Raw genomic sequence first — 24,356 nt, forward strand, 5'->3', positions numbered from 1 at the left:
GGTCGTGGTCGCCACAACGACCGACTCGGCCACCATTTCTGCAGACTCGGCTAGGTCCCTTCGGTCAGGTCACGGACCTCTGCGTAGCGGGCGCGGACGGCGGGGTCGGGGTCGGCCTCGTACGTCTCGGTGCCGGCGAGCTCCCACGACGGCGGCTCGTCGCCGCCGAGGAGGGTCCAGGCGGCCTGGCGGGCGGCGCCGTCGGCGACGTACTCCCCCGGCTCGGGGACGAGGACCGGGTGGCCGAGGACGACGGGGGCCAGGTGGCGTACGGCCTCGGAGCGGGCACCGCCGCCGACGAGGAGGACGCGGTTGACCGCGACACCCTGCGCCTTGAGCGCGTCGATGCCGTCGGCGAGGCCGCACAGCAGGCCCTCGACGGCGGCGCGCGCCAGGTGGGCGGGCTCGGCGGTCGCGAGGGTGAGACCGTGGATCACACCTCGGGCCGAGGGCCGGTCCGGCGTGCGCTCGCCCTCGAGGTAGGGCACCAGGACGAGGCCGCCGGAGCCCGAGGGCGCCTGGAGCGCCAGCCGGGAGAGCTCCTCGTGGCCGACCCCGAGCAACCGGGTGGTCGCGTCGAGGACCCGCGCGGCGTTGAGGGTGGCGACCAGCGGCAGGTAGCGGCCGGTGGCGTCGGCGAAGCCCGCGACGGTCCCCGAGGCGTCCGAGGTCGGCGTCTCCGAGACCGCGCAGGCGACCCCGGAGGTGCCGATGGAGACGACCACGTCGCCGGGTCGGGCACCCACGCCCAGCGCCGCGCCGGCGTTGTCACCGCAGCCCGGCCCGAGGAGAGCCCCGGACGACGTACGTCCCGCCGACGCCGACGGCGCGAGCACCTCCGGCAGCACGACGTCGTCACGCCCGAGCGCTCGTTTGAGCAGGTCGCGACGGTATTCGCCGGTCACCGCCGAGTAGTAGCCGGTGCCGCTGGCGTCGCTCCGGTCCGTACGCAGCGCCGCCAGCCCCGGGGCACCGGCGAGCTTCCAGGTCAGCCAGTCGTGGGGCAGGCACACCGCCGCGACCCGAGCCGCCGCGTCGGGCTCGTGCTCGGCCAGCCAGCGCAGCTTGGTGGCGGTGAAGCTGGCCACCTGCACCGAGCCGACGGCCTCCGCCCAGGCCTCTGCACCCAGCTCGCCGTTGAGCGCAGCAGCCGCGGGGGCGGAGCGGGTGTCGTTCCACAGCAGGGCGGGACGTACGACCTCTCCGGCCTCGTCCAGGCACACCATGCCGTGCTGCTGGCCGCCGACGGAGACCGCGGAGACGTCGTCGAGCCCACCGGCTGCCTCGGCGGCCGCCTCGAGCGCGGTCCACCACGCCGCCGGATCCACCTCCGTCCCCTCGGGGTGGGGCGCGGAGCCGGAGCGCACCAGCGCCCCGGTCTCCGCGTCGCGGACGACGACCTTGCATGACTGGGTCGAGGAGTCGACCCCGGCGACGAGCGACATGCCCTGCAACCTAACGAAGCCCGAGCAGGTGGTCCATGGCCAGCTGGTCGAGGTGCTCGAACGCGTAGCCGTGGTCCAGCGCCTCGATGTCGTAGGTCGCCTTGCGGATGTCCTCGAGCGTCTCGCCCTCGGCGAGGGTCGGCACGGACAGCTCCGCGACCTGGGATGCCTCGAGCGCGGCCTTGACCTCCGGGTCCGCCCGGAACGCCGCGGCGCGCTCACGCAGCACGAGGTAGTTGCGCATGCAGCCCGCGGCGGAGGCCCACACGCCCTCCTCGTCCTCGGTGCGCGGCGGCTTGAAGTCGAAGTGGCGCGGGCCTTCGTAGCCCTTGGTCTCCAACAGGTCGACCAGGTTGAACGCGCCGCGCAGGTTGCCGGCACCGAAGCGGAGGTCCTGGTCGAAGCGCGGCCCGTGCTGGCCGTTGAGGTCGATGTGGAAGAGCTTGCCGTGCCACAGCGCCTGGGCGACGCCGGAGGCGAAGTTGAGCCCCGCCATCTCCTCGTGACCGACCTCCGGGTTGAGGCCGACCATCTCGGGGCGGTCGAGGCTGTTGATGAAGGCGAGCGCGTGGCCGATGGTCGGCAGCAGGATGTCGCCGCGCGGCTCGTTGGGCTTCGGCTCGATGGCGAACCGGATGTCGTAGCCCTGCTCGGTCACGTAGTCGCCGAGCAGGTTGACCGCCTCGCGGTATCGGTCCAGCGCCGCCGCGATGTCCTTCGCGGCGTGGGACTCCGCACCCTCGCGGCCACCCCACATGACGTACGTCGTGGCTCCGAGCTCCGCGGCGAGGTCGATGTTGCGTGCGACCTTGGCGATCGCGTAGCGGCGCACCTCACGGTCGTTGGAGGTGAACCCGCCGTCACGGAAGACCGGGTGGCCGAAGAGGTTGGTCGTGGCCATCGGCACCTTGAGGCCGGTCTCGTCCAGGGCCGCCTTCAGCTTGTCGATCTCCGCCTGGCGCTCGGCGTCGCTCGCGTCGATCGCGAAGACGTCGTTGTCGTGGAAGGTGATGCCGTAGGCGCCCAGCTCGGCCAGCTTGTGGACCGAGTGCGCGACGTCGAGGTGCGGCCGGCTCGCCGATCCGAACACGTCCTGACCGTTCCAGCCGACGGTCCACAGACCGAAGGTGAACTTGTCGTCCGGGGTGGGGGTGTACTCCGTCATGGCCTTGCTTCCTCACTTTAGTTCACGACTCGGACTATGTAACTCCGATGAAACGCGATGGCCGTCACATTGTCAACCGGCTCCGCGTGGAAATGCGCTTCGGTTGACCACAAGTTCAGAACTTGGTCTAATCCCATCCATGACGGTCCGAAGCGAGCCTTCCCAGCATGCCGGGATGCGGGCGAGCAATCTCGCGCTCGTGCTCGGCGAGGTCGCCCGCACCGGCCCGGTCTCGCGAGCCCGGGTCGCGGCGCGCACCGGCCTGACGAAGTCGTCGGTCTCCGGACTGGTGACGGACCTGATCTCCGCCGGCCTGATCGGCGAGAGCGGCCCGGCCGCGACCGAGCGCGGGCGGCCCGCCACGGCGCTCAGCCTCGCTCCCGGAGGCACCGCCGGCCTCGGTCTGGAGATCAATGTCGACTACCTGGCCGCGATGGTGACGGATCTGACCGGCGCGCCGCGCTATCACCATGTCGTACGCCGCGACAACCGCGACCGCGAGGTCGACGAGGTCGTCGCCGACCTCGTCGAGGTGGCCCGCACCGCCGCCGCCAGCGCCGCCGCCCAGGGCCTGCCGCTGGCAGGGGCGTGCGTGGCGGTGCCCGGCCTGGCCGTCGGCGGCACCGTCGTACGCACTCCCAACCTGCGCTGGCCGCGGGTCGACCTCGCCGACGCGGTCGGCGAGGCGACCGGGCTCGACGTCGAGCTGGAGAACGAGGCCAACCTCGCGGCTCTCGGCGAGATGTGGTTCGGCGGTCACGAGCAAGAGGGCGCGCCCCTGCGCGACTTCGTGCACGTCTCCGGCGAGATCGGCATCGGTGGCGGCATCGTGGTCGGCGGCGAGGTCTTCCGTGGAGCGCACGCCGGTGCCGGCGAGCTCGGCCACGTCATCGTCGCCCCCGACGGCCCGCGGTGCGCCTGCGGCGGCCACGGCTGCCTGGAGCGGATGGCCGGGCAGCAGGAGATCCTCGCCCGAGCGCAGCTGGCCACGATGGCCGAGCTCACCCAGGCGTGCGCGGCGGGCGACCAGGCCGCGCTGGATGCCGTGGCCGACGCCGGTCGTCACCTCGGGGTCGCGCTCTCCTCGGTGATCAAGCTCCTCGACCCCGCGGCGATCGTCCTCGGGGGCGCGTTCGCGACCCTCGCGCCCTGGCTCACCACGGCGACGGCGGCCTCGATCAGCCACCACAGCGGTGCCGCCGAGCCGCCGCGGCTGCTGGTCTCGGGCCTGGGCAGCGACGCCGCCGTGCGCGGGGCGGCCGGGACCGTCGTACGCCGCGTGATCGGCGACCCCGCGGCCTACCTCGCCCGACAGCCTGCCCGTCGAGTCGGCCCATCTTGACACCAAGCCCGTTCGAGTCGGCCCGTCAAGACGGGCCGACTCGACACGAACCTCGGTCAAGACGGGCCGACTGGACCAGGTTGCGGCCTATCTCAGGACCGTTGCGGTCGTGATCCGCGGGTCGGCGGGGCCGATGCGGTGGACCTCGCCGGTGATCGTGACCAGCACCTTGTCGCTGCCCGACTCGGCGGTGGCCGAGGCTGCCTCGACCTCGGAGAGCTCGGCGATGCCCTCCGCGACCGCGGTGGCGACCTTCTCCCCGGCCGAGGCCGCGACCCACACCTCGATGTCGCCGGGCTCGACGACGCGGGTGAGGCTGCGGTCGGTGAAGGCCAGCCGCGTCGTGGGCACCTCGAAGCGCACCACCGCTGACTCGCCCGGCTCCAGCGCGACCCGCTGGTAGCCGAGCAGCTGCGAGACCGGCCGGACCACCGAGGCCAGCAGGTCTCGGCCGTAGAGCTGGACCACGTCCACTCCGGGGACGTCACCGAGGTTGGTGACGGTGACCTCGGCCTCGAAAGTGTCCCCGGCCGCGACCGAGCGGTCGGCCGAGAGCCCGCTGTGGCCGAAGGTGGTGTAGGAGAGGCCGAAGCCGAACGGCCGCGCCGGCGTCGGGTCGGTGGCGGTGACCTCCGAGGGGCCACCGAGCAGCGGCTGCAGGTAGCTGTAGGGCTGGGTGCCGGAGACCCTCGGCATCGAGACCGGCAGCCGCCCCGACGGGTTGACGGCGCCGGAGATGACCCGCGCCAGTGCCGGTCCGCCCTCCTCGCCGGGGAAGAACGCCTGCAGCACCGCGGCCGGACGGATCTCGTCGTCGAGCGCCCAGCCGATGGCGTACGGCCTGCCGGTGACGACCACGAGGACGACCGGCGTGCCGGTGGCGACGATCTCGGTGACCAGCTCGCGCTGGACCCCGGGAAGGTCGAGCGACTCGGAGTCGTTGCCCTCCCCCACGGTGCCTCGGCCGAAGAGCCCGGCCTGGTCGCCGACGACGACGATCGCCACATCGGCAGCGGCAGCCGCTGAGACGGCGGCCGGGAAACCGGAGCGGTCCGAGCCCTCGACGTCACACCCGGCCACGACCTCGACCGAGGCGCCGCCGAGCTCGGCCCGGATCGCCTCGGCGATCGTGGGCAGCTCGATGCCGAGAGGCTCCTCGGGATAGCTCGCCATCACGTGGTTGACGAAGGAGTAGCAGCCCATCAGGGCCTCGGAACGGTCGGCGTTGGGGCCGATGACCGCCACCTTGCCGGCGCCACCTGCGAGCGGGAGGACCCCGTCGTTGCTGAGCAGCACCACCGACTCCTCGGCCAGCCGACGGGCCAGCGCGCGATGGGCGGGCGAGTCCAGGTCGATCGACTCCGGCGCTCCCTCCTCCAGAGCCGTCACGAACGACGGGTCGAGCAGACCGAGCGACTCCTTCTGCGCCAGCGCCCGGAGCACCGCCCGGTCGACGAGCGACTCCGACACCTCCCCGGAGCGGATCAGCGCCGCGAGCGGCTCGAGATAGGCGTCCCCGCTGGGCAGCTCCACGTCGACACCGGCCTCCAGGGCCAGCGCCGCGGCCCGCCCACGGTCGGCGGCGATCGCGTGCATCACCGCGAGGAACGCCACCCCGAAGTAGTCCGCGACCACGACCCCGTCGAAGCCCCAGGTCTCACGCAGCAGGGTGGTGAGGTGCTCGACCGAGGAGTGCTGCGGCACGCCGTCGATGTCGTTGTAGGACGCCATCACCGACCTCGCTCCACCATCCAGCACCGCCATCTCGAACGGTGGCAGATAGATGTCGGCGATCTCACGGGGTCCCGCGGAGACGGGCGCGTGGTTGCGGCCGGCCCGCGAGCCCGAGTAGGCGACGAAGTGCTTCAGCGTGGCATGGACGCCGGCGGACTGCAGCCCGCGGACGTACGCGGTCGCGACCGTTCCGACGAGATAGGGATCCTCGCCGATCGCCTCCTCGCAGCGGCCCCAGCGCGCGTCGCGGATCACGTCGAGCACCGGGGCGAGGCCCTGGTGAACACCGAGGGCGCTCATGTCGGCACCAATCATCCCGGCCATCTCCTCGACGGCCTCGGGATCGAAGCTCGCGCCCCAGGCCAGCGGCGTCGGGAAGGTCGCGGCCTTCCAGGCCGCCAGCCCGGTGAGACACTCCTCGTGGACCAGGGCCGGGATCCCCAGCCGGGTCTGCGAGACCAGGCGTCTCTGCTCGGCCCACAGCCACGCGGCACGCTCGGCGGGATCGACCGGCCGGGTGCCGTACACCCGGGTGTAGTGGCCCAGGCCGTGGGCCGTGATCTCGGAGAGGCGCCGGCCGTCGCCGTCGATGTCGCGACTCATCTCGTTGGCCATCGGCGCGACGACGTCGCCGCCGCGGTCGAGCCAGTAGCCCACGATCTGGGCGAGCTTCTCCGCCAAGGTCATCCGCGCGTGCAGGTCGCGCACCCGCTCGGAGACCCGCGGCCAGGCAGGCAGAGGTGCGTCGGTCATTGGTTCAGTCACAGGAGGTGTCCGTTCTAGCCCTTGACCGCACCCTGCAGACCGCTGACGAGGCGGCGCTGGAAGGCGAGGAAGAGCACGAGGGCGGGGATCATCGCGAGGGTGGTGAAGGCGAGGACGCCGGCGGTGTCGGCGGAGTGCTCGGTGGAGAAGTCGGCGACGCCGAGCGGAAGCGTGCGCATCTTGTCCTGGAGCAGCAGCAGCGGAAGCAGATAGGCGTTCCAGGAGGTCACGAAGGCCAGCACCCCGACGGTGATCATCCCGGGGGCCGACAGCGGCATCAGGACCCGCCAGAACACGCCGATCCGGCCGGCGCCGTCCATCAGCGCCGCCTCCTCCAGCTCCTTGGGCAGCGCCATCAGGAACGGCCGCAGGATGACCACCGTCATCGGCAGCGCGAACGCCGCCTGCGGCAGGGCGACGCCCCACCAGGTGTTCGCCATCTGCAGGTTGCGGGTGATGATGATGAACAGCGGGATGATCGCCACGGCCGCCGGGAAGAGCAGGCCGAGGACGAAGACCATGAAGAGCGCCTCGCGCCCGCGGAACTGATAGCGAGCCAGCGGGTACGCCGCCATCAGCCCGAACACGACGGTCACCACCGTGGTGATGACCGCGATCATCGTCGAGTTGAGCGCGTAGCGCCAGAACGACGGGTTGCTCAGCACGCCGGCGTAGTTGCTCCACACCCATGGGTCGGGCAGCCCGGCCGGCTTGTCGGCGAGCTGGGCGTTGGTGCGGAAGCCGCCCAGCGCTCCGTAGAGGACCGGGCCGACGGTGATCGCGACCACGATCAGCGCGATCAGGTAGACCCACAGGTTGCCGCCGCCGCTGCGGCGGCGCGGGGTGAGATCGGCCATGACGCTCATACCGTGTCCTCCTTGGTGTCGCGGCGCAGGATGAGGACCTGGTAGGCCAGCGCCATCGCGAAGGCGATGACGAACAGGATCACCGAGGCAGCGCCCGCGATGCCGTAGTTGTGGCGCTTGGTGCCCTCGTCGATGAGGTACGTCGCCATGGTGGCCGTCGCGTCCGCGGGGCCACCCTGGGTGAGCACCCAGATCATGTCGAAGCACTGGATCGAGCCGATCATCGACAGGAAGGCCCAGGTACGCATGGTGGGCCCCAGCAGCGGGATGGTGATCCGCCACTGCGTCTGCCACCAGGAGGCGCCGTCGAGCTGGGCGGCCTCGTGGAGCTCCTCGGAGACGCCCTGCATACCGGCCAGGAAGAGCAGCACGGCGAGGCCGAGGTACTTCCAGGTCAGCACGAGAAGCACGATCCACAGGGCGTACTCCGGAGTGCCGAGCCAGCCCTGCTCGGGCGGGGTGAGCCCGATCTGCGCGGTGAAGGCGTCGATGAAGCCGTACTGCGGCTGCAGCAGCTGGAGCCAGACCACCGCGGCGATGACCTCGGCCAGCACGTACGGCACGAAGATGATCGTGCGCAGCAGGCCCTGGCCGCGCATCTTGCGGTTGAGCAGGAGGGCGATGGCCACACCCAGCGGGAGCTGGAGCAGGATCGAGCCCACCACGATCACCATGTTGTGGCCGACCGCACTGCGGAAGACCTCGTCGCCGAGGACCTCGACATAGTTCTCCAGGCCGACGAAGTCGGTCAGGTCGCCGAAGCCCTTCCAGTCGTAGACCGAGAAGCGCACCGCGGTGACGATGGGCCAGGCGACGAAGAGCGCGATGAGCGCGAGCGCAGGGGTTACGAAGACCAGGATCTCCAGGCGCTTGCGCCAGGCGTCACCACGATGTGCGGTCCTCCTGGGACCGCCGGAGGCCCGGCGTACAGCATCTGCACGCCGGGCGTCCGATGTGGCGTGCCCTGACGCCGCGGGAGCGGCTTGGGTCACGTCGTGTGTCACAGGCTCAGCTCACTTTTCCTTGTCCGCGGCTTCCTGGGTGGCCGTGACGATGTCGGCCCCCGTGCCCTTGCCGGCGAACACGTTGACGATCGCGTCGTTCATGGCGCCGCCGACGGCCTGGCCGAAGGCGGTGTCGAAGTAGAGCTGGACGTAGGGAGCGCTGTCGCGCACCTTGATCAGGTCGGCCAGGGCCGGGTCGGTCAGCGCGCCGGTCGCGTCGGGGTTGGTCGGCAGGCCCATCCCGTTCTTCGCGAAGCCCGTCTGGACCTCGGTGGAGAGGAGGTGCTTGACGAAGTCGACCGAGGCGTCCGGGGCACCCTCGGAGACGGCCCAGGCGTCGCCACCGCCCATTTGCGCGGCCGGGTCACCCTGGCCACCCTCGATCTGCGGGAAGGCGAACCAGCCGGTCTTGTCCCCCAGGCCCTTCTTGTCCTCGGTGATGCCCTGCATCACGCCGGGCTCCCAGTGACCGGCGAGCTCCATGGCGACCTTGCCGGTCGCGAGGAGGCCGGAGGCCGAGGTCGGGCCCTCCTGGGCGCCGGTGGAGAGGAAGCCGTTGTTGAACGGCTTCTGGGCCACGATGTCGGCGACGTCCTCGCCGGCCTTCTCGAAGCAGGGGTCGGAGAAGTCGAGGCTCTTGACCGCGTCGGTCAGCACGTCCTGCGAGCACTCCCGGACCGTGGTCCAGTAGTAGTAGTGCGCGGCCGGCCAGGCATCCTTGGCGCCGACCGAGACCGGCTGGATGTTCGCGGCCTCGAGCTTGTCGACGGCGTCGTAGAAGTCCTCCATCGTCGTCGGCGCGGCGGTGATGCCGGCCTTCGCGAAGAGCTCCTTGTTGTACCAGAAGCCGACCACTCCGATGGAGAACGGCAGTGCGTACGTCTTGTCCTCGACCTGCCAGCCGGCGACCGAGCCGCCGATCATGTCGATCTCCTCGGCCGCGTCCTCGGACAGGTCCTTGGTCAGACCCGCCTCGACGTGGTCGGCGAGCTCGCCGCCGCCACGCTCCATGTAGACGTCCGGGATCTGCTCGGGGTCTCCGCTCTGGAACGCGGCGTCGAGCTTGGTGAGCATGTCCTCGTGCGCGAAGGCCTCGACCTTGACCTTGACGCCGGGGTTGGCCTTCTCGAAGTCCTTCGCGACCTGCTCGTAGTACCCCTTGCCGGGGTCGTTGTTGGAGTTGTGCCACCACGTGATGGTGTTGTCGTCGCCACCGGAGTCGCCCGAGCCGCCACAACCGGTGGCGGCAATCATCAATCCGGCGCACAGCGCGGCGAGCGCCTGTGTCTTCCTCGACATCTTGAGACCTTCTTCGTCACAGCTCTGGATGGGGTTATGTGACTGCCGCCACATCGTCGGGTCGAGCATGGCGGTTGTCGGGCACCGATGTCAATCGTTGTCGATAACGTTTTCGTAGATGGTTATCGACAATCCCCCGAGTGGGCTACTGTCAGGGGCATGAGTACGCTCGACCAGCCCCGCCCCCGACGGGTGACCATCACGGACGTGGCCCGGGAGGCAGGGGTCTCGGTGGCCACGGTCTCGAAGGTGATCAACGAGCGCTACGGAGTCAGCGAGGCGACGGCCGAGAAGGTTCTCGCGGTCATCGACCAGCTCGGCTACCAGTCGTCCCTGATCGCCTCCAGCCTGCGCCGCAAGTCGACGGGCGTCATCGGCGTGCTCGTGGCCGAGTTCGAGCCCTACTCCGCCGAGCTGCTCAAGGGCATCTCAGCGGCCCTGGACGGCACGGGCTACGAGCTCTTGGCGCACGCCGGCCGTAGCGGCGCCCACAACCACACCGGCTGGGAGCGCCGCTCGCTCTCCCGCCTCGGCCACACCCTGATCGACGGGGCGATCGTGGTGACCCCCTCGATGATCATCACCGACGAGACCACGATCCCGGTCGTCGCGATCGACCCGCACACCGGACCCGACGGCCCGATGACCGTCGACGCCGACAACGTCACCGGCGCCCGGCTCGCCGTCGACCACCTGATCGGCCTCGGCCACCAGCGCATCGGTTTCCTCGGCGGCCGCCCCGACCTACGCTCCGCCGCCCTGCGCGAGCAGGGCTACCGCGAGGCTCTCCACGAGGCTGGCCTGAGCGTCTCCACCGACCTGATCCGGGTGGGCGGCTACCACCCCGAGGTCGCCGAGGCACCGGCTCGCGAGCTGCTCTCGCTCCCGGCCGGCGAGCGGCCCACCGCCATCTTCGCCGCCAACGACATCTCTGCCATCAAGGTCATCGAGGTCGCCGGCTCGCTCGGTCTGCGCGTGCCCGAGGACCTCTCGGTGATCGGCTTCGACAACGTACCCGAGGCCCGCGACGCCACTCCCCCGCTCACCACCGTCGCCCAGCCGCTCCACGAGATGGGCCGGGCCGCGCTGGAGCTCCTGCTCGAGCTGCTCGAGGGCAAGCAGACCGAGCGCCACCTGCGGCTGCCCGCAGAGCTGGTCGTGCGCAGCAGCACCGCCCCGCCGGCCTGAATGTTGGTCTAGGTACGCAGCGAAAGCCGCGCTTCCCTAGCGGAATTCCGCCAGGGAAGCGCGGCTTCCTCTGCATACCTAGACGAACCGACGCCGCAGCTACACGTGCCCTGTGGCCGAGGCCCGGCGCCTGGAGATGGCGTCGACGCTGGCCGCGACCAGAAGGACCAGGCCGGTGACCATCCAGACAGTGCCCTGGGGCTGGTCGAGCAGACCCATGCCGTTGTCGATGACTGCCACAACGGTGCCACCGATGACGGCATCGATGACCCGGCCCTTGCCGCCGAAGAGCGAGGTGCCGCCGATGACGGCGGCGCCCACGGCGTACAGCAGGGTCGTCTCGCCACCGGTGTTCGGGTTCACCGAGTTGGTACGGCTGGCGATCATGATGCCAGCCATCGCCGCCATGGTGGAGCAGAGGATGAAGCACGACAGACGCACCCGGAACACATTGATCCCCGCCCTCCGCGCCGCCTCGGCGTTGCCGCCGACCGCGTAGACGTGCCGGCCCCAGGCGGTGCGGGTCAGCATGAAGGTGAGCACGATCAGCAGACCGACGATCACCAGCAGCGCGACCGGCACCCCCTTGAGCGAGGTCAGCGCCGGGTTGCGGCTGCGCTCGACGGAGAGGTAGCCGACCACCACGAGCACCACGACCGTCAGCAGCCCGGTCTTCAGCGCCCACAGCAGGATCGGCTGCACGGTGAGGTTCTTGGCCCGGCGCCGGGCGTCGGTGACGTACGTCGAGACCGCATAGCCCACGATGCAGACGATGCCGAGCGTCCAGCCGAGCCAGACCGGGAGGTTGGAGTTGTTGAGGCCGTTGATGAAGTCGTTGCGGTAGGGAATCGTCCCGCCCTCGCCGATCATCGTCAGCAGCACACCCTGCAGGCCGAGGAACGCGGCCAGGGTGACCACGAACGACGGGATCCCGAGCCTGGCCACCAGCAGCCCGATGAGCAGGCCGATGACCGCACCGGTCAGCAGCGCCGCGACCAGGGCCGGCAGAAGCGGCCACTCCTGCCGGGTCAGGAACACGCCGAGCACGCCGGCGCAGGTGCCGCCCGCGAACCCGGCCGACAGGTCGATCTCGCCGAGCAGCAGCACGAAGACCAGACCCATGGCGAGCACCGTCACCCCGGCCGACTGGCCGATCAGGTTGGCGAAGTTGAACGAGTTGGTGAACTGCTCGGGACGCAGCGCCGAGAAGACCACGACCAGCGCGATCAGACCCAGCACCGCCGGCAGCGAGCCGACCTCGCCGCCCCTGAGCTTGGCCAGGTAGGCGCGGAGGATCCCGCCCAGCGAGTTGTCGGGCATCGGGTCCGGCGACGCCGGATCGGTCACCGGCCGGTCGTCCACATCCGCACTCATGCAGCACCTCCTTCGGGAACCACACCGGTGGTGATCGCCTCCACGACCCGCCCACGCGTGGTGGAGGCGGCCTCGATCTGGCCGACCATCCGCCCCAGGTGAAGGACGGCGATGTCGTCGGCGACCTCGAAGACGTCGTTGAGGTTGTGACTGATCAGCACGACACCGAGGCCCCGGTCGGCCAGGCGCCGCACCAGCCGGAGCACCTGCTCGGTCTGCGCCACCCCGAGGGCCGCGGTCGGCTCGTCGAGGATGACCAGCTTGGAGTTCCACAGCACGGCCCGGGCGATCGCCACCGTCTGTCGCTGGCCGCCGGAGAGGGAGGCGACCGGCGTACGCACCGACTTCAGCGTACGCACCGAGAGACCGTCGAGCGTCTCGCGAGCACGCTGCTCCATGGTGTCCTCGTCAACCAGCCGGAGGCGCTTCATCTCCCGGCCGAGGAACATGTTGTGGACCACGTCGAGGTTGTCGCACAGCGCGAGGTCCTGGTAGACGACCTCGATCCCGAGCGCGGCGGCGTCCTTCGGGCTGGTCACCTTCACCGGCTCGCCCTCGAAGAGGTAGTCGCCGGCGTCGAAGAGGTGGATCCCGGCCATCCCCTTCACCAGAGTGCTCTTGCCGGCACCGTTGTCACCGACGAGCGCCGTCACCCTGCCCGCCTGCACCGAGAGGTCCACACCGCGCAGGACCTGCACGGCGCCGAAGGACTTCTCGACGCCGTGCAGCTCCAGCAGCGGACTCACTGAGGCACGCCGTTCTCGGTGCACAGGGCAGCGATCGCACCCGCACACACCTCGGCGGCATCGGCCTGACCGTCCTTGATGACGGTCACGACGGACTCCTTGGTGACCCAGACGGGCTCGGCGAGCACCGACGGAACGTCCTTGCCGGCCTCGGTGTCCTCGACGGTGCCGGTGGCGAGGGCGTCGGCGGCGTCCTTGTCCTCCTCGATCAGCGCGATCGCGAGGTCGGCGGCCGCCTTGGCCTCGAGCGCGGTGTTCTTGTAGACGGTGCCGCACTGGAAGCCCTGCAGGACGTTCTGCAGACCCTCGACCGAGGCGTCCTGGCCGGTCACCGGGATCTTGCCCTGGGCGTTGTTGGCCTTCAGCCGGGCGATGATGCCGCCGGCCATGGTGTCGTTGGCCGAGACCACGCCGTCGATCTTTCCACCGTTGGCGGTGTACATCTGGTCGAAGACCTTCCCGGCCTTGGTGGCGTCCCACTCGCCCGACTGGTCACCGACGAGCTTGTAGGTGCCGTCGGCGATCTTCGCCTCGAGCGCCTTCTCGTAGCCCGACTTGAACAGGGCCGCGTTGTTGTCGGTCGCCGCGCCGTTGACGTAGACGATGTTGCCGCCCTTCTTGCCGGCGGCGGTGATGCACTCGTCGAGGCCCGCGCCCATCAGCTCGCCGACCTTCACGTTGTCGAAGGAGACGTAGTAGGACGCGCCGCCGTTGAGCGTCAGCCGGTCGTAGTCGATGCTCGTCACACCTGCGTCGGCAGCCTTCTTCAGGCAGGCCGCGCCCGACTCGGAGTCGAGGTTGGTGATGATGATGACCTTGACGCCCTCGTTGATCATGCTGTCGCAGAGCTGGCCGAACTTGGCGGTGTCGCCCTGAGCGTTCTGGATCGTGGCCTCGAGGCCGGCGTCGGTGAAGGCCTTCTCGAGGTTGGGCCGGTCCTGGGACTCCCACCGGGGAGACGTGGTCGCGTCGGGGAGGATCACCCCGACGTCGGTGCCGCCCGAGCCACCCGCGTCGCCGCCGTCGTCATCCGAGCCACCACATGCCACGAGCGATGCGGTCGACAGGGTCGCGACCGCGGCGACCGCCATCAAGCGGCCGATCTTGTGCGTGTTCATCGTCCGAACTCCTCAGTCCTGGGTGTGATCTATGTCACGTCGGGGTGCAACCTATCTCCTCCGGCGGCGATGTGAAACGGTTTCGAGGAGATCTCGACAGCGCAATGACAACGCCCGTACGCCCACACGTCACCACTGCCCGTTATGGTGCGACGGCTCCCATCCCGCCGACATCCACTAGAACAGCGATCACGTGACCGCCCTCTCGGATTTCCCCACTCCCCCGGCCGCCCCGCCACACAGCGAACCCAAGGTCCCCAAATATGGGCACCCCTCCGGACACATCAGCGAGATCCACGGCCTGCGCGGCATCGCGCTGGCGCTGGTGGTCGCCTTCCACCTCTTCGGCAACGGCCGGGTCTCCGGCGGCATCGACGTCTTCCTGGTGATCTCCGGCTTCCTCGCCACCCGGTCACTGGTGGGCAGGGCCGAGCGCGGCCAGGTGAAGCTGGGTCAGCACTACGGACGTACGTTCGCGCGGCTCGCCGCTCCCGCCCTGATCGTGCTGGCCGCGACCGCCGCGCTGATGGTGGCCTTCATCCCGCAGACGCTGTGGACGCAGACGACCCGCGAGATCGTCGCAGCCGCGACCTACCTGCTCAACTGGGAGCTCATCGCCAGCCAGCTCTCCTACGGCGCGGCGGGGCCGTCCTCGACGCCGGTGCAGCACTTCTGGTCGCTCGCGGTGCAGGGGCAGTTCTTCCTGCTGTGGCCGCTCGTGGTCGTCGGGCTCGCCTTCGTGCTACGCGGCCGGATCGGCCTGGCGCGGGTGCTGTTCGTGCTGACCGCGGCCGCGTTCGCCGTCTCCTTCCTCTACGCACTGAAGGTCTCCGGGGCCGACCAGGCGGCGGCCTACTTCAACTCCGTCACCCGCTTCTGGGAGATCGCCGCCGGCGCCCTGACCGCGCTCGCGCTGCGGCGCCTGAGCCTGCCCGAGAAGATCAAGCCGCACGCCGCATGGACCGGTCTCATCCTGGTTGTGACCTGCGGTTTCGTGATGGACGGCGCGGACCACTTCCCGGGCCCGCTCGCGCTGTGGCCGGTCACCGGAGCACTGCTGGTCATGGTCGGCTCGACATCGTCCGCCCACGGGCCGCGGCGGCTGCTGGAGACCGCTCCGCTGCGGTTCGTGGCCGACATCTCCTACGAGCTCTACCTGTGGCACTGGCCGCTGCTGATCGCCTGGCTCTACTACACCGGCGGCGAGCGCCTCACCCTCGTCTCGGCCGCGGGCGTGCTGGCCGTCTCGACCCTGCTCGCCTGGGCGACCAACCGGCTGGTGACCCGCCAGGTCCAGACGTACGTCATCGAGCCCGGCGGGCCGCGTGCCCTGGTCGCCACCCTGGCTGCTCTCGCGGTCGCCGTCGGCGCGGGCTGGAGCGGCCTGACCGCGATCAGCCACTCCGAGGACCGGGCGATCGCGGCAGCAGCCCGGCTCGCCACCGCCGACCCCTACACGACCGAGTGCCTCGGCGCCGCAGCGATGGCAGCGGCGTCCGCGGGCGGGTCGTGCCGTAACCCGGACCTGCGCGGCGAGCTGATCCCCGCGGTGGCCGCCATCGGCGAGGACGACGACAATCGCAGCCAGTGCTGGTCCTTCGAAGAGCGCCCGGTGAGGTTCAGCGCCTGCCCGAACGGTGCCGTCGAGGGCTACCAGAAACGACTGTTGATGGTCGGCGACTCCCATGCCGTCGCCCCGGTGGGTGCGCTCGACCTGATCGGCAAGCAGCGCAACTGGCGCATCGACGTCGCCTCGCGCGCCGCCTGCCACTGGAACGCCCGTCCGCTCGGCCGCAACGTCGCCGACAACCGCCAAGCCTGCGCGGAGTGGAACCGGCAGCTCGAGACCTATCTGCACGCACCCGGGCAGAAGGACCTCGACGCGATCATCGTCACCCATTCCGCCCGCAAGACGACCCAGCCGCTGGGCGGGGAGACGCCCTACGAGTCCACGGTCAACGGCCTGGTCGAGGCGTGGAGCCACCGGCCCTCGAAGGACGTCCCGGTGATCGCGCTCGTCGACAACCCGATGTTCGAGCCCGACACCGCCGCCTATCTCCGCACGACGCTGGGCTGCATCCAGCGGCACTCCCCCGAGACCGCGGGCGAGGCGTGCGGGCGTCCGCGCACGGACGTGGTCGTCGAGGACCCGCACCGCGACGCGGTCGCCCGCGACCCGAACGCACACCTGGTCGACCTGACCCACCTGTTCTGTGAGGACAGGATCTGCCCGGCGGTGATCGGCAACGTCATCGTCTACCGCGACGGCAACCACATCACCTCGCGCTACGCCCGCACGCTGGCTCCCTACCTGGGCCGGGAGCTGGCCGGGGTCATCGGCTAACGGGCCACGGCCAGGGCGTCGATCTCGACCAACATCTCCTCGCGCGGCAGACCGGTCATCACGGTGGTACGGCACGGGAGGATGCCGCCCTCGGCGACCCGCGAGCCGATGAACTCACCGTAGGCCTCGTTCATCGCCGCGAAGTCGTCGCGGGTCGCGAGGTAGACCCGGAGCATCAGCACGTCCTCGAACCCCGCACCGGCGGCGGCCAGGATCGCCTCCACGTTCTGCAGGGTGCGCACGGTCTGGGCCTTCACGTCACCGGGGAACAGGTATTCGTTGGTGGCGGGGTCGACCGGACCCTGGCCGGAGACCTGGATCAGGCCGCCGCGGACGACACCCTGGGAGAAGGTGTGCGCGGGGGCCGGGGCCTGGTCGGTGGAGATGCGGACGTCGGACATCGGTTGGTTTCCTCTCGGGGTGTTTCTCATGCGCTCCGGCCGGCCCAGTCGGCGGAGATCGCTTCGGTCGCCGCGAGGAGCTGCGGCACCAGGGCACGCACCCCCTCGCGGGGCAGGATGACGTCGGGCACGGAGACGGAGACCGCGGCGACGACCCGCCCGGCCTCGTCGCGTACGGGCGCCCCGACGCAGTTGATGAAGTCCTCGTGCTCCGCGGCGTCCTCCGCCCAGCCCTGCTCGCGCGTGCGGGCGAGCACCTCGCGGTAGCCCGCGGCGTCGGCGATGGTGCGGCTCGTGAACGGGCGGAAGTCGATGCCCGCGATCACGGCCTCCTGCTCGCCCGGCGGGAGGCCGGAGACGAGCACCTTGCCGACGGCGGTCGCGTGCAGGGCGGCGGGCAGTCCCACGCGGGAGTACATCCGCACCGAGTGCGTGCTCTCGACCTTGGCGAGATAGATGGCTGCGCCGTTCTCGTACGCAGCCAGGTGGACGGCCTGGCCGCCCGTCTCCGCCGCGAGCCGCGTCAGGTGCGGTTGGGCCACGTCGCGGATCGCGTGCTGGGCGAGGGCCATCGTGCCGAGCGCGAACAGCCGCGAGCCGAGGTGGTAGCGCTGGCGGTCGTCACGGCGTACGAACCGGTCCGCCTCCAACGTGTGCAGCAGCCGCATCGCGGTGGTCTTGTGGACGCCGAGACTGGCGGCCACCTGGTCGAGAGACCGCTCGCCCTCACCGAGCTCGATGAGGATCTGGAGCGCGCGGGACAGACTCTGGCTCATCGGGCACCCTCCGCAGTGGTCTCGAGCGCCGGGGAGTCGATGCCGGATGCGCTCACCCGGGTCGCCGCCCACTCGTCCTGGGAGCACACGAGAAGCCGCGCACGTACGTCGGCGGTCGGAGGGTCCGCATGGTCGCCGGTCGCGGCCAGCACGCCCGCCGCCACCAGGTGACCCTGGCGCAGCCGGCCGATCGGCCCGATCCCGTCGACGAGCGCCGCGAGATAGCCCGCCGCGAACCCGTCGCCCGCACCGACCGGCTCCACCACGTCGACCCGCAGAGCGGGGACCTCGGTGGCGCTCCCGTCCGGGTCGTGCTCACCGGCGGCGTGCGAGTCGGCCTTGATCACGAGCAGGGGGCGGTCGCCGAGGAGCTCCCGCAGGTCGCGAGGGGTGTCCACGCCGAGCGCAGCACGGGCCTCGTCGGCGCCGAGCAGCACCACGTCCGCCGCGCGGAGCAGGTCGACCAAGGGTGCGACGTCCCGGCGGGCCCACAGGGCCGGTCGCCAGTTGAGGTCGACGCTGAGCCGGAAGCCGAGCTCCTCGCGCAGCGCGAGCAGGCGGGCGACCAGCGCAGAGCCCTCCTCGAGGATGCCGGCGGTGATGCCGGAGGTGTGCACGACCTCGGCCGAGGCCAGCGCCTGCGCGACCCCGGGCCCGTCGAGCAGGCCGGCGTCCATGGCGGCCGCCGCGGAACCGGCACGGTAGTAGTGCATCCGGCTGCCACCGGGCGCGGGCTCCTTCACGTAGAGCCCCGTGGGCCGCTGCGGGTCACGCTCGGCCCGGACCTCCACGCCGCGCGCGGTCAGGTCGTCGGTCACGACGTCGCCGAACGGGTCCCGGCCCAGCCGGGACACCCAGGCGGTCCGCACACCGAGAGCCGCCAAGGCTCCGGCCACATTGGCCTCCGCTCCCCCGACCGAGCGACGCAACGTCGCCGCCTCGGCCAGCGATTGGTCGCCCTCCGGTCGCAGGACGACCATCGCCTCCCCGAGACAGACCGCTCGCACGTCTCCGCTGCTGCCCACGAACGGGGCTCCTCCCTGTTGGTCCTTGGCCGCGCCGTTGACGGCCGCTGTGACCGATGCTACAACTAACGAATCGAATTACGCAATCCGCGTTGCAAAATACGCAACACCAGGAAGGATCGGCCATGGATCACCCGGCAGCCCACATCGACCCGGCCGCCGTCGCGGCGATGCGCGAGGAGCGGGTCGGCTGGCGCCACAAGGCGATCCCGCCCGCGCTCTGGGGACGTACGGTCGCCGAGGTGCTCGACGAGGCGCCCCGGCTCTCGCAGCTGCCCACGCCTTTGCTCTCGCTCTCCCGGGTCGCGTTGAGCCACAACCGCGACGTGCTGGCGGCATGGTGCGCAGAGCGAGGCATGGCCCTCGCACCGCACGGCAAGACCACCATGGCTCCGCAGCTGTGGGCCGAGCAGCTCTCCGCCGGCGCCTGGGCGATCACGGTGGCGAACCTCCCCCAGCTCGCCGTCGCCCGCGCCTTCGGCGTCTCCCGGGTGATCGTGGCCAACGCGATCGTCTCCCCGCTCGCGCTGCGCTGGATCGCGGACCAGCTCACCGAGGACCCGGAGCTCGAGATCCTGGTCTGGGCCGACTCGCCGCGCACCGTCGCCCTGATGCACGACGCGCTCGCGGCCCATGCCGCCGCGGCCGGGCCACGACAGGCGATCGGCGTGCTCGTCGAGCGCGGCGCCGCGGGCGGTCGCACCGGCGCCCGCGACGAGGAGACCGCCGTAGCCGTCGCCGAGGCCGTCGCGGCCTCACCCCACCTGCAGCTCGCCGGCGTCACCGGCTATGAGGGCGCCCTGGCGCACACGACCGACGAGGCCGCGCTCGAGGTCGTGCACACCTACGTCGACAGCCTGGTCTCGCTCCATCGGCGGATCTCCGGCCTGCTCCCCGGCGACCGGAGCCCGGTCGTCAGTGCCGGCGGCAGCGCCTACTTCGAGCAGGTCGCCGACTCGCTCGCACCGCTCGTGACGGGCGAGGAAGCGCGGGTGGTGCTGCGCAGCGGCGCCTACATCACCCACGACGACGGCTTCTACCGCGGCATCTCGCCGCTGGGGAACGCGCCCCGCACCAGCGGCCCCGGCCTGCGCAGCGCCATGCACGGATGGGTGCGAATCAGCTCCCAGCCCGAGCCGGGGCTCGCGCTCTTCGACGCAGGCAAGCGCGACCTGCCCTTCGACGAGGGTCTCCCCGAGGCTCAGCTCCTACGTGCCCGGACGACCGGCTCCCCCGCGACGCCCCTGACCGGCGTCGAGGTGACCGCGCTCAACGACCAGCACGGCTTCCTCCGCTGGGATCCCGCCGCCGAGGCGCCCGTCGCGATCGGCGACGAGCTCCGCCTCGGGCTCTCGCACCCCTGCACGGCCTTCGACAAGTGGGGCCTCATCCCGGTCCTCGACGACGCCGACGCCGACGACCCGGTCGTCGTCGACCTCGTGCGCACCTGGTTCTGAGAGGACCGACCATGACCGACCTGCTCATCCGGGACGCGACCGTCGTCGACGGCACCGGCGCCCCGGCCTTCCCCGCCCACGTCAGCATCGAGGCGGGCCGGATCACCGGCATCCACACCGACGGCTCGGTGCCGACCGCGCGGCGCACCGTCGACGCCGCCGGCCGGACCCTGACGCCGGGGTTCATCGACATGCACGCCCACTCGGACCTGCAGATCCTGGTCAACCCCGACCACACCGCCAAGGTGAGCCAGGGCGTCACGCTCGAGGTCGTCGGGCAGGACGGGCTCTCCTTCGCCCCTGCCGACGCCACCGCGCGGGCTCACCTGCGCCGCCAGATCGCCGGTTGGAACGGCGAGCCGGACGACTTCGACTTCGACTGGGACACCGTCGCCGGCTACCTGGACCGGCTCGACCGCGGGATCGCGTGCAACGCGGCGTACCTGGTGCCCCAGGGGACGCTGCGGCTGATGGTGGTGGGCCCGAACGACCGGCCCGCGACGCCGGCCGAGATCACCGAGATGGCCCGGCTGCTTCGCGTCGGGCTGGAGGAGGGCGCGGTGGGGATGAGCAGCGGCCTGACCTACCCGCCGAGCATGTTCGCCGACGACGAGGAGCTGGCCACGCTGTGCCGGGTCGTCGCCGAGGTGGGCGGCTACTACAGCCCGCACCACCGGTCCTACGGCGCCGGTGCGCTGGAGGCGTACGCCGAGATGATCGAGGTCGCCCGCACCTCCGGATGCGCCCTCCACCTCACCCACGCGACCATGAACTTCGAGCCCAACCGCGGGCGGGCCGGTGAGCTCGTCGACCTCATCGAGGCCGGCCTGGCCGAGGGCGTCGACATCACCCTCGACACCTACCCCTACCTCCCCGGCGCCACCACGCTCAGCGCGGTGCTGCCCAGCTGGTCGACCTCCGGCGGCCCCGACGCCCTGCTGGCCCGGATCGCCGACCCGGCCGACCGGGCCCGGATCGCCCACGAGCTCGACCACGTCGGCACCGACGGCTGCCACGGCTGCGTGACCGACTGGCGCACGATCCAGATCAGCGGCGTACGCAACCCTGAGCTGTCGCGCCACGTCGGCCGCACCGTCGCCGAGATCGCCGATGAGTCCGGCCAGGTCGCCACCGACGTCTTCTTCGATCTCCTCGTCCGCGACCGGATGGCCACCACGATCCTCCAGCACGTCGGCCACGAGGAGAACGTGCAGACGATCATGCGGCACCGCACCCACTGCGGCGGCAGCGACGCGATCCTCGTCGGCGAGCGCCCGCACCCGCGCGCGTGGGGCACCTTCCCCCGCTACCTGGCCCGCTACGTACGCGACCTCGGCGTGCTCGACCTGGTCGACTGCGTCCATCACCTGACCGGGCGCCCGGCCTCCCGGCTGAAGCTCCACGAGCGCGGACTCGTCCGTGAGGGGTACGCCGCCGACCTGGTGCTGCTCGACCCCGACACCGTCCAGGACACCGCCACCTTCGAGGAGCCGCGGCAGCAGGCGCGCGGCATCGACTGGGTGCTGGTCAACGGCACCGCCGTCATCGAGGACGGCCACCGCACCGGCGCGCTGCCCGGACGGGCCCTGCGCCGGACCGAGGAAGGGACCCGACCCCGATGAACGAGAGCCCGATGAGCAACCCCGTGATCGACACGCTCCGCGCCGACCAGGCGCTGGTCGTCGTACGCGCCTCCCGGCTCGAGGATCCCGTCGCGCTGTGCCACGCTCTGGCCGCCGGCGGCATCCGGACCGTCGAGCTGACCTACACCACCCCGGGCCTGACCGACCTGCTCGCCGAGGTCGCCGCGCGCGCGGACGACGACATCGTGATCGGCGCCGGGACGGTGCTGACCGCCGACCAGGCCCGAGCCGCGCTGGCGGCCGGCGCCCGGTTCCTGGTCACGCCCGGTCTTCCGGCCGAGGCCGCGGAGATCGTCGCCGAGGCTCACGCCCACGGCGCGGCCGTCGTCCTCGGCGCGCTCACCCCGACCGAGGTCCTCACCGCGACCGCGCTGGGCGCCGACGCGGTCAAGATCTTCCCGGCCCGGGCCGTGGGCCCGCGCTACTTCTCCGACCTGCGGGGCCCGTTCCCCGAGGTCGCCCTGATCCCTTCCGGCGGAGTCGACGACGACAACGCCGCGGAGTTCCTGCGGGCCGGCGCCATCGCCGTGACCGCCGGGACGTCGGTGGTCGAGCCCGCCGACGTCGACGAGGCCCGGTGGGAGCAGATCACCACCAACGCCGCCCGGTTCCGCGCAGCGCTGCGCTGAGTCCGTCCCCTACCCATCCCCCACCCTGACCCCGACGGGAGAACCAGCCATGCACTGGCTCCAGACAAGCACCCCCGGCCTGTTGCTGCTCTGCGCAGCGGCGATCGCCGTGCTCCTCTTCTTGATCATCAAGGTGAAGCTCGAACCCTTCATCGCGCTCTTCATCAGCGGCATCGGCCTGGCCGTCGCGGCCGGTCTGTCCATCGAGCAGATGGTCGGCACCGCCCTCGCCTCGAAGGAGTCGCTCATCGAGACCGGCTTCGGCGGGGTGCTGGGCCACATCGCGCTCATCATCGGTCTCGGCACCGTGCTCGGATCGCTGCTCGAGCGCTCCGGTGGAGCCGACGTCCTCGCCTCGAAGCTGATCGGCATCTTCGGCGAGCGCGGCACCCCGATCGCGATGGGCCTGGTCGGCCTGATCTTCGGCATCCCGGTCTTCTTCGACATCGGCATCTTCGTGCTCGCCCCGCTGGTGTACGTCGCCGCGCACCGTGGCGGCAAGTCCCTCGTCCTCTACGCCCTCCCGGTGCTGGCCGGCCTGTCGATGACGCACGCCTTCCTGCCGCCCCACCCCGGCCCGACGGCCCTGGGCGGTCTCCTCGGCGTCGACCTCGGCTGGCTGATCATCATGGGCCTGCTGTGCGGCCTGCCCGCGTTCGCGGCGGCCGGGATCCTGTTCCCGATCTGGATCGCTCCGCGCGTGCAGGTCTCGGTGCCCGAGGAGTTCCTGGTCGCGGAGACCGAGGCCGAGGAGGACCCGACGCCCGTCGCCCCGGTCTCGCTCGCCCTCGTCCTCGCCGTCATCGCCGTGCCGCTGCTCCTGATCCTCGGCGCGACCTTCGGCACGATGCTGCTCGACCCGGGCCGGCTGCTCAGCGTGCTCACCTTCCTGGGCAACCCGGCGATCGCGCTCACCATCGCCGTGCTGCTGGCCTTCTGGCTGCTCGGCATCCGGCGCGGCATGAAGCTCGAGGAGATCTCGGAGTTCACCGGCGCCTCGCTGCGGCCGGTCGGCATGATCCTGCTCGTCGTCGGCGCCGGCGCCTTCTTCGGCTCCGTCATCTCCGCGACCGGCGTGGGTGCCGCTCTCGCCGAGGTGCTCGCCGACGCCGGTCTGCCGGTCCTCCTGCTGGCCTACGTGATCTCCTGCGGACTCCGGATCGCCCAGGGCTCCGCGACCGTGGCGATCGTGACCACCGGCGGCATCGTCGGCCCGACGCTCGCCTCGGGCTACTCCCAGCCCGAGCTCGCCGTGATCGCCGTCGCGATCGCCGCCGGATCGATCATCCTCAGCCACGTCAACGACGGCGGCTTCTGGATCGTCTCGCGCTACTTCAACCTCACCGTCAAGCAGACCCTGGCGACCTGGACCGTGCTGGAGACGGTGCTCTCCGTCACCGGCTTCGCGGCCGCCGCCGTCGCCTGGGCGATCGTCTGAGGTTCGGCCCCTGCATCGACTCTGCTAGACCGACGCCCACGCCTGCGCGAGCAGCTCGCGGGTGTCGGTCAGCAGCTGGGGCAGGGTCTTGGTGCGGCCGATGATCGGCATGAAGTTCTGGTCACCGATCCAGCGGGGCACGATGTGCTGGTGCAGGTGGGCGGCGATGCCCGCGCCACCCGCGGTGCCCTGGTTCATCCCGATGTTGAAGCCCTCGGCCTGCGAGACGCCGGCGAGGGTGCGTACGGCCTGCTTGGTCAGCACCGCCATCTCGGCGGCCTCCTCGTCGGTGGTCTCGACGTAGCCGGCGACGTGACGGTAGGGGCACACCATCATGTGGCCCGGGGCGTACGGATAGAGGTTGAGCACGACGAAGCAGGTCTCGCCGCGATGCACGACCAGGCCCTCGGCGTCCTCGAGGCTCGGCACCCGGCAGAACGGGCACTTCGTCTCCGACGGGTCGCTGGGCTTGTTCTCCCCGCGGATGTAGGCCATCCGGTAAGGGGTCCACAGCCGCTCCAGCCCGTCGCCCTCGCCGATGCCGTCCTGGGTGAGTACGCCGTCCATCTCCGTCACGCGGCAAACACTACTTAATCC

Annotated in this window: 20 protein-coding genes; 7 read left to right on the forward strand and 13 right to left on the reverse strand. The window is 71.0% G+C overall.

Translation table 11 applies throughout. The features are described 5' to 3' along the window. Positions 1-50: 50 nt before the first annotated feature. Positions 51-1,445: a xylulokinase gene (gene xylB / locus ACFVDI_RS22345; RefSeq protein WP_378910375.1), complete on the reverse strand. Its 1,395-nt coding sequence runs from the start codon at positions 1,443-1,445 to the stop codon at positions 51-53. Positions 1,446-1,455: 10 nt separating this feature from the next. After that, positions 1,456-2,610, reverse strand: a complete 1,155-nt coding sequence (xylA, locus tag ACFVDI_RS22350) for a xylose isomerase (protein WP_378910378.1) — start codon at positions 2,608-2,610, stop codon at positions 1,456-1,458. Positions 2,611-2,749: 139 nt separating this feature from the next. Between xylA and ACFVDI_RS22355 the strand changes: the two genes are divergently transcribed. Beyond that, entirely contained in the window at positions 2,750-3,952 is a 1,203-nt protein-coding gene (locus tag ACFVDI_RS22355) for an ROK family protein (RefSeq protein WP_378910380.1), read from the forward strand. Between the two features lie 87 nt (positions 3,953-4,039). Here ACFVDI_RS22355 and ACFVDI_RS22360 read toward each other — a convergent pair whose 3' ends face one another. Genes ACFVDI_RS22360 through ACFVDI_RS22375 form a run of 4 tightly spaced genes read right to left on the reverse strand, consistent with a single transcriptional unit; the run spans position 4,040 to position 9,620 of the window. Continuing rightward, positions 4,040-6,439 carry a beta-glucosidase gene (locus tag ACFVDI_RS22360; RefSeq protein ID WP_378910383.1) on the reverse strand — a complete coding sequence of 800 codons (2,400 nt, stop codon included), beginning with the start codon at positions 6,437-6,439 and terminating at the stop codon, positions 4,040-4,042. Positions 6,440-6,465: 26 nt separating this feature from the next. Next, a complete protein-coding gene (locus ACFVDI_RS22365) occupies positions 6,466-7,317 on the reverse strand; it encodes a carbohydrate ABC transporter permease (RefSeq protein WP_378910387.1) in 852 nt (283 codons plus the stop codon). After that, positions 7,314-8,321, reverse strand: a complete 1,008-nt coding sequence (locus ACFVDI_RS22370) for a carbohydrate ABC transporter permease (protein WP_378910391.1) — start codon at positions 8,319-8,321, stop codon at positions 7,314-7,316. Before ACFVDI_RS22370 ends, ACFVDI_RS22365 begins: the two co-directional genes overlap by 4 nt. Before the next feature lie 9 nt (positions 8,322-8,330). Next, on the reverse strand, positions 8,331-9,620 hold the full coding sequence (locus ACFVDI_RS22375; protein ID WP_378910394.1) for an ABC transporter substrate-binding protein: 1,290 nt from the start codon (positions 9,618-9,620) through the stop codon (positions 8,331-8,333). A 159-nt stretch (positions 9,621-9,779) separates the two neighbouring features. On the opposite strand from ACFVDI_RS22375, the gene ACFVDI_RS22380 reads away from it, so the two are divergent. Next, on the forward strand, positions 9,780-10,808 hold the full coding sequence (locus tag ACFVDI_RS22380) for a LacI family DNA-binding transcriptional regulator (RefSeq protein ID WP_378910398.1): 1,029 nt from the start codon (positions 9,780-9,782) through the stop codon (positions 10,806-10,808). A 99-nt stretch (positions 10,809-10,907) separates the two neighbouring features. Here the strand turns inward: ACFVDI_RS22380 and ACFVDI_RS22385 are convergent, their stop codons facing one another. The 3 genes from ACFVDI_RS22385 to ACFVDI_RS22395 are packed head-to-tail and all read right to left on the reverse strand — an operon-like array spanning position 10,908 to position 14,046. After that, positions 10,908-12,182 carry a sugar ABC transporter permease gene (locus tag ACFVDI_RS22385; RefSeq protein WP_378910402.1) on the reverse strand — a complete coding sequence of 425 codons (1,275 nt, stop codon included), beginning with the start codon at positions 12,180-12,182 and terminating at the stop codon, positions 10,908-10,910. Next, positions 12,179-12,928, reverse strand: a complete 750-nt coding sequence (locus ACFVDI_RS22390) for an ATP-binding cassette domain-containing protein (protein ID WP_378910406.1) — start codon at positions 12,926-12,928, stop codon at positions 12,179-12,181. Before ACFVDI_RS22390 ends, ACFVDI_RS22385 begins: the two co-directional genes overlap by 4 nt. Next, a complete protein-coding gene (locus ACFVDI_RS22395; RefSeq protein WP_378910408.1) occupies positions 12,925-14,046 on the reverse strand; it encodes a sugar ABC transporter substrate-binding protein in 1,122 nt (373 codons plus the stop codon). The genes ACFVDI_RS22390 and ACFVDI_RS22395 overlap by 4 nt, the downstream gene beginning before the upstream one ends. 193 nt (positions 14,047-14,239) lie before the next feature. Here ACFVDI_RS22395 and ACFVDI_RS22400 point away from each other — a divergent pair, with 193 nt between their 5' ends. Further along, positions 14,240-16,390, forward strand: a complete 2,151-nt coding sequence (locus ACFVDI_RS22400) for an acyltransferase family protein (protein WP_378910412.1) — start codon at positions 14,240-14,242, stop codon at positions 16,388-16,390. On the opposite strand, the gene ACFVDI_RS22405 is transcribed toward ACFVDI_RS22400, so the two are convergent. Genes ACFVDI_RS22405 through ACFVDI_RS22415 form a run of 3 tightly spaced genes read right to left on the reverse strand, consistent with a single transcriptional unit; the run spans position 16,387 to position 18,592 of the window. Beyond that, positions 16,387-16,791, reverse strand: a complete 405-nt coding sequence (locus ACFVDI_RS22405; RefSeq protein WP_378910414.1) for a RidA family protein — start codon at positions 16,789-16,791, stop codon at positions 16,387-16,389. The two genes, ACFVDI_RS22400 and ACFVDI_RS22405, sit on opposite strands and share 4 nt — an antisense overlap. 26 nt (positions 16,792-16,817) lie before the next feature. After that, the gene (locus tag ACFVDI_RS22410; protein ID WP_378910418.1) at positions 16,818-17,567 is read right to left on the reverse strand and encodes an IclR family transcriptional regulator; all 750 of its coding nucleotides are present in this window, start codon (positions 17,565-17,567) and stop codon (positions 16,818-16,820) included. Beyond that, on the reverse strand, positions 17,564-18,592 hold the full coding sequence (locus ACFVDI_RS22415) for a sugar kinase (protein ID WP_378910422.1): 1,029 nt from the start codon (positions 18,590-18,592) through the stop codon (positions 17,564-17,566). The genes ACFVDI_RS22410 and ACFVDI_RS22415 overlap by 4 nt, the downstream gene beginning before the upstream one ends. A gap of 125 nt (positions 18,593-18,717) precedes the next feature. Here ACFVDI_RS22415 and ACFVDI_RS22420 point away from each other — a divergent pair, with 125 nt between their 5' ends. From ACFVDI_RS22420 to ACFVDI_RS22435, 4 genes are read left to right on the forward strand one after another with little or no spacing between them, the layout of a single operon-like run. Then, a complete protein-coding gene (locus tag ACFVDI_RS22420) occupies positions 18,718-20,049 on the forward strand; it encodes an amino acid deaminase (RefSeq protein WP_378910424.1) in 1,332 nt (443 codons plus the stop codon). A gap of 11 nt (positions 20,050-20,060) precedes the next feature. Beyond that, the gene (locus tag ACFVDI_RS22425) at positions 20,061-21,671 is read left to right on the forward strand and encodes an amidohydrolase family protein (protein WP_378910427.1); all 1,611 of its coding nucleotides are present in this window, start codon (positions 20,061-20,063) and stop codon (positions 21,669-21,671) included. An 11-nt stretch (positions 21,672-21,682) separates the two neighbouring features. Continuing rightward, positions 21,683-22,321: a bifunctional 4-hydroxy-2-oxoglutarate aldolase/2-dehydro-3-deoxy-phosphogluconate aldolase gene (locus ACFVDI_RS22430; protein ID WP_378910430.1), complete on the forward strand. Its 639-nt coding sequence runs from the start codon at positions 21,683-21,685 to the stop codon at positions 22,319-22,321. Between the two features lie 49 nt (positions 22,322-22,370). Next, positions 22,371-23,759: a GntP family permease gene (locus ACFVDI_RS22435; RefSeq protein WP_378910434.1), complete on the forward strand. Its 1,389-nt coding sequence runs from the start codon at positions 22,371-22,373 to the stop codon at positions 23,757-23,759. A gap of 24 nt (positions 23,760-23,783) precedes the next feature. On the opposite strand, the gene ACFVDI_RS22440 is transcribed toward ACFVDI_RS22435, so the two are convergent. Continuing rightward, a complete protein-coding gene (locus ACFVDI_RS22440; RefSeq protein WP_378910472.1) occupies positions 23,784-24,326 on the reverse strand; it encodes an HIT family protein in 543 nt (180 codons plus the stop codon). Positions 24,327-24,356 lie beyond the last annotated feature (30 nt).

The organism is Nocardioides sp. NPDC057767 (assembly GCF_042798275.1).
Lineage (GTDB): Bacteria > Actinomycetota > Actinomycetes > Propionibacteriales > Nocardioidaceae > Nocardioides.

Bases quoted from the DNA above. Each gene is read 5' to 3' on its own strand.
- ACFVDI_RS22360 (WP_378910383.1), bottom strand. From the start codon at position 6,439: ATGACCGACGCACCTCTGCCTGCCTGGCCGCGGGTCTCCGAGCGGGTG.
- ACFVDI_RS22425 (WP_378910427.1), top strand. From the start codon at position 20,061: ATGACCGACCTGCTCATCCGGGACGCGACCGTCGTCGACGGCACCGGC.
- ACFVDI_RS22420 (WP_378910424.1), top strand. From the start codon at position 18,718: ATGGATCACCCGGCAGCCCACATCGACCCGGCCGCCGTCGCGGCGATG.
- ACFVDI_RS22395 (WP_378910408.1), bottom strand. From the start codon at position 14,046: ATGAACACGCACAAGATCGGCCGCTTGATGGCGGTCGCCGCGGTCGCG.
- ACFVDI_RS22385 (WP_378910402.1), bottom strand. From the start codon at position 12,182: ATGAGTGCGGATGTGGACGACCGGCCGGTGACCGATCCGGCGTCGCCG.
- ACFVDI_RS22365 (WP_378910387.1), bottom strand. From the start codon at position 7,317: ATGAGCGTCATGGCCGATCTCACCCCGCGCCGCCGCAGCGGCGGCGGC.
- ACFVDI_RS22380 (WP_378910398.1), top strand. From the start codon at position 9,780: ATGAGTACGCTCGACCAGCCCCGCCCCCGACGGGTGACCATCACGGAC.
- ACFVDI_RS22435 (WP_378910434.1), top strand. From the start codon at position 22,371: ATGCACTGGCTCCAGACAAGCACCCCCGGCCTGTTGCTGCTCTGCGCA.
- xylA (WP_378910378.1), bottom strand. From the start codon at position 2,610: ATGACGGAGTACACCCCCACCCCGGACGACAAGTTCACCTTCGGTCTG.
- ACFVDI_RS22405 (WP_378910414.1), bottom strand. From the start codon at position 16,791: ATGTCCGACGTCCGCATCTCCACCGACCAGGCCCCGGCCCCCGCGCAC.
- ACFVDI_RS22430 (WP_378910430.1), top strand. From the start codon at position 21,683: ATGAGCAACCCCGTGATCGACACGCTCCGCGCCGACCAGGCGCTGGTC.
- xylB (WP_378910375.1), bottom strand. From the start codon at position 1,445: ATGTCGCTCGTCGCCGGGGTCGACTCCTCGACCCAGTCATGCAAGGTC.
- ACFVDI_RS22355 (WP_378910380.1), top strand. From the start codon at position 2,750: ATGACGGTCCGAAGCGAGCCTTCCCAGCATGCCGGGATGCGGGCGAGC.
- ACFVDI_RS22375 (WP_378910394.1), bottom strand. From the start codon at position 9,620: ATGTCGAGGAAGACACAGGCGCTCGCCGCGCTGTGCGCCGGATTGATG.
- ACFVDI_RS22410 (WP_378910418.1), bottom strand. From the start codon at position 17,567: ATGAGCCAGAGTCTGTCCCGCGCGCTCCAGATCCTCATCGAGCTCGGT.
- ACFVDI_RS22440 (WP_378910472.1), bottom strand. From the start codon at position 24,326: ATGGACGGCGTACTCACCCAGGACGGCATCGGCGAGGGCGACGGGCTG.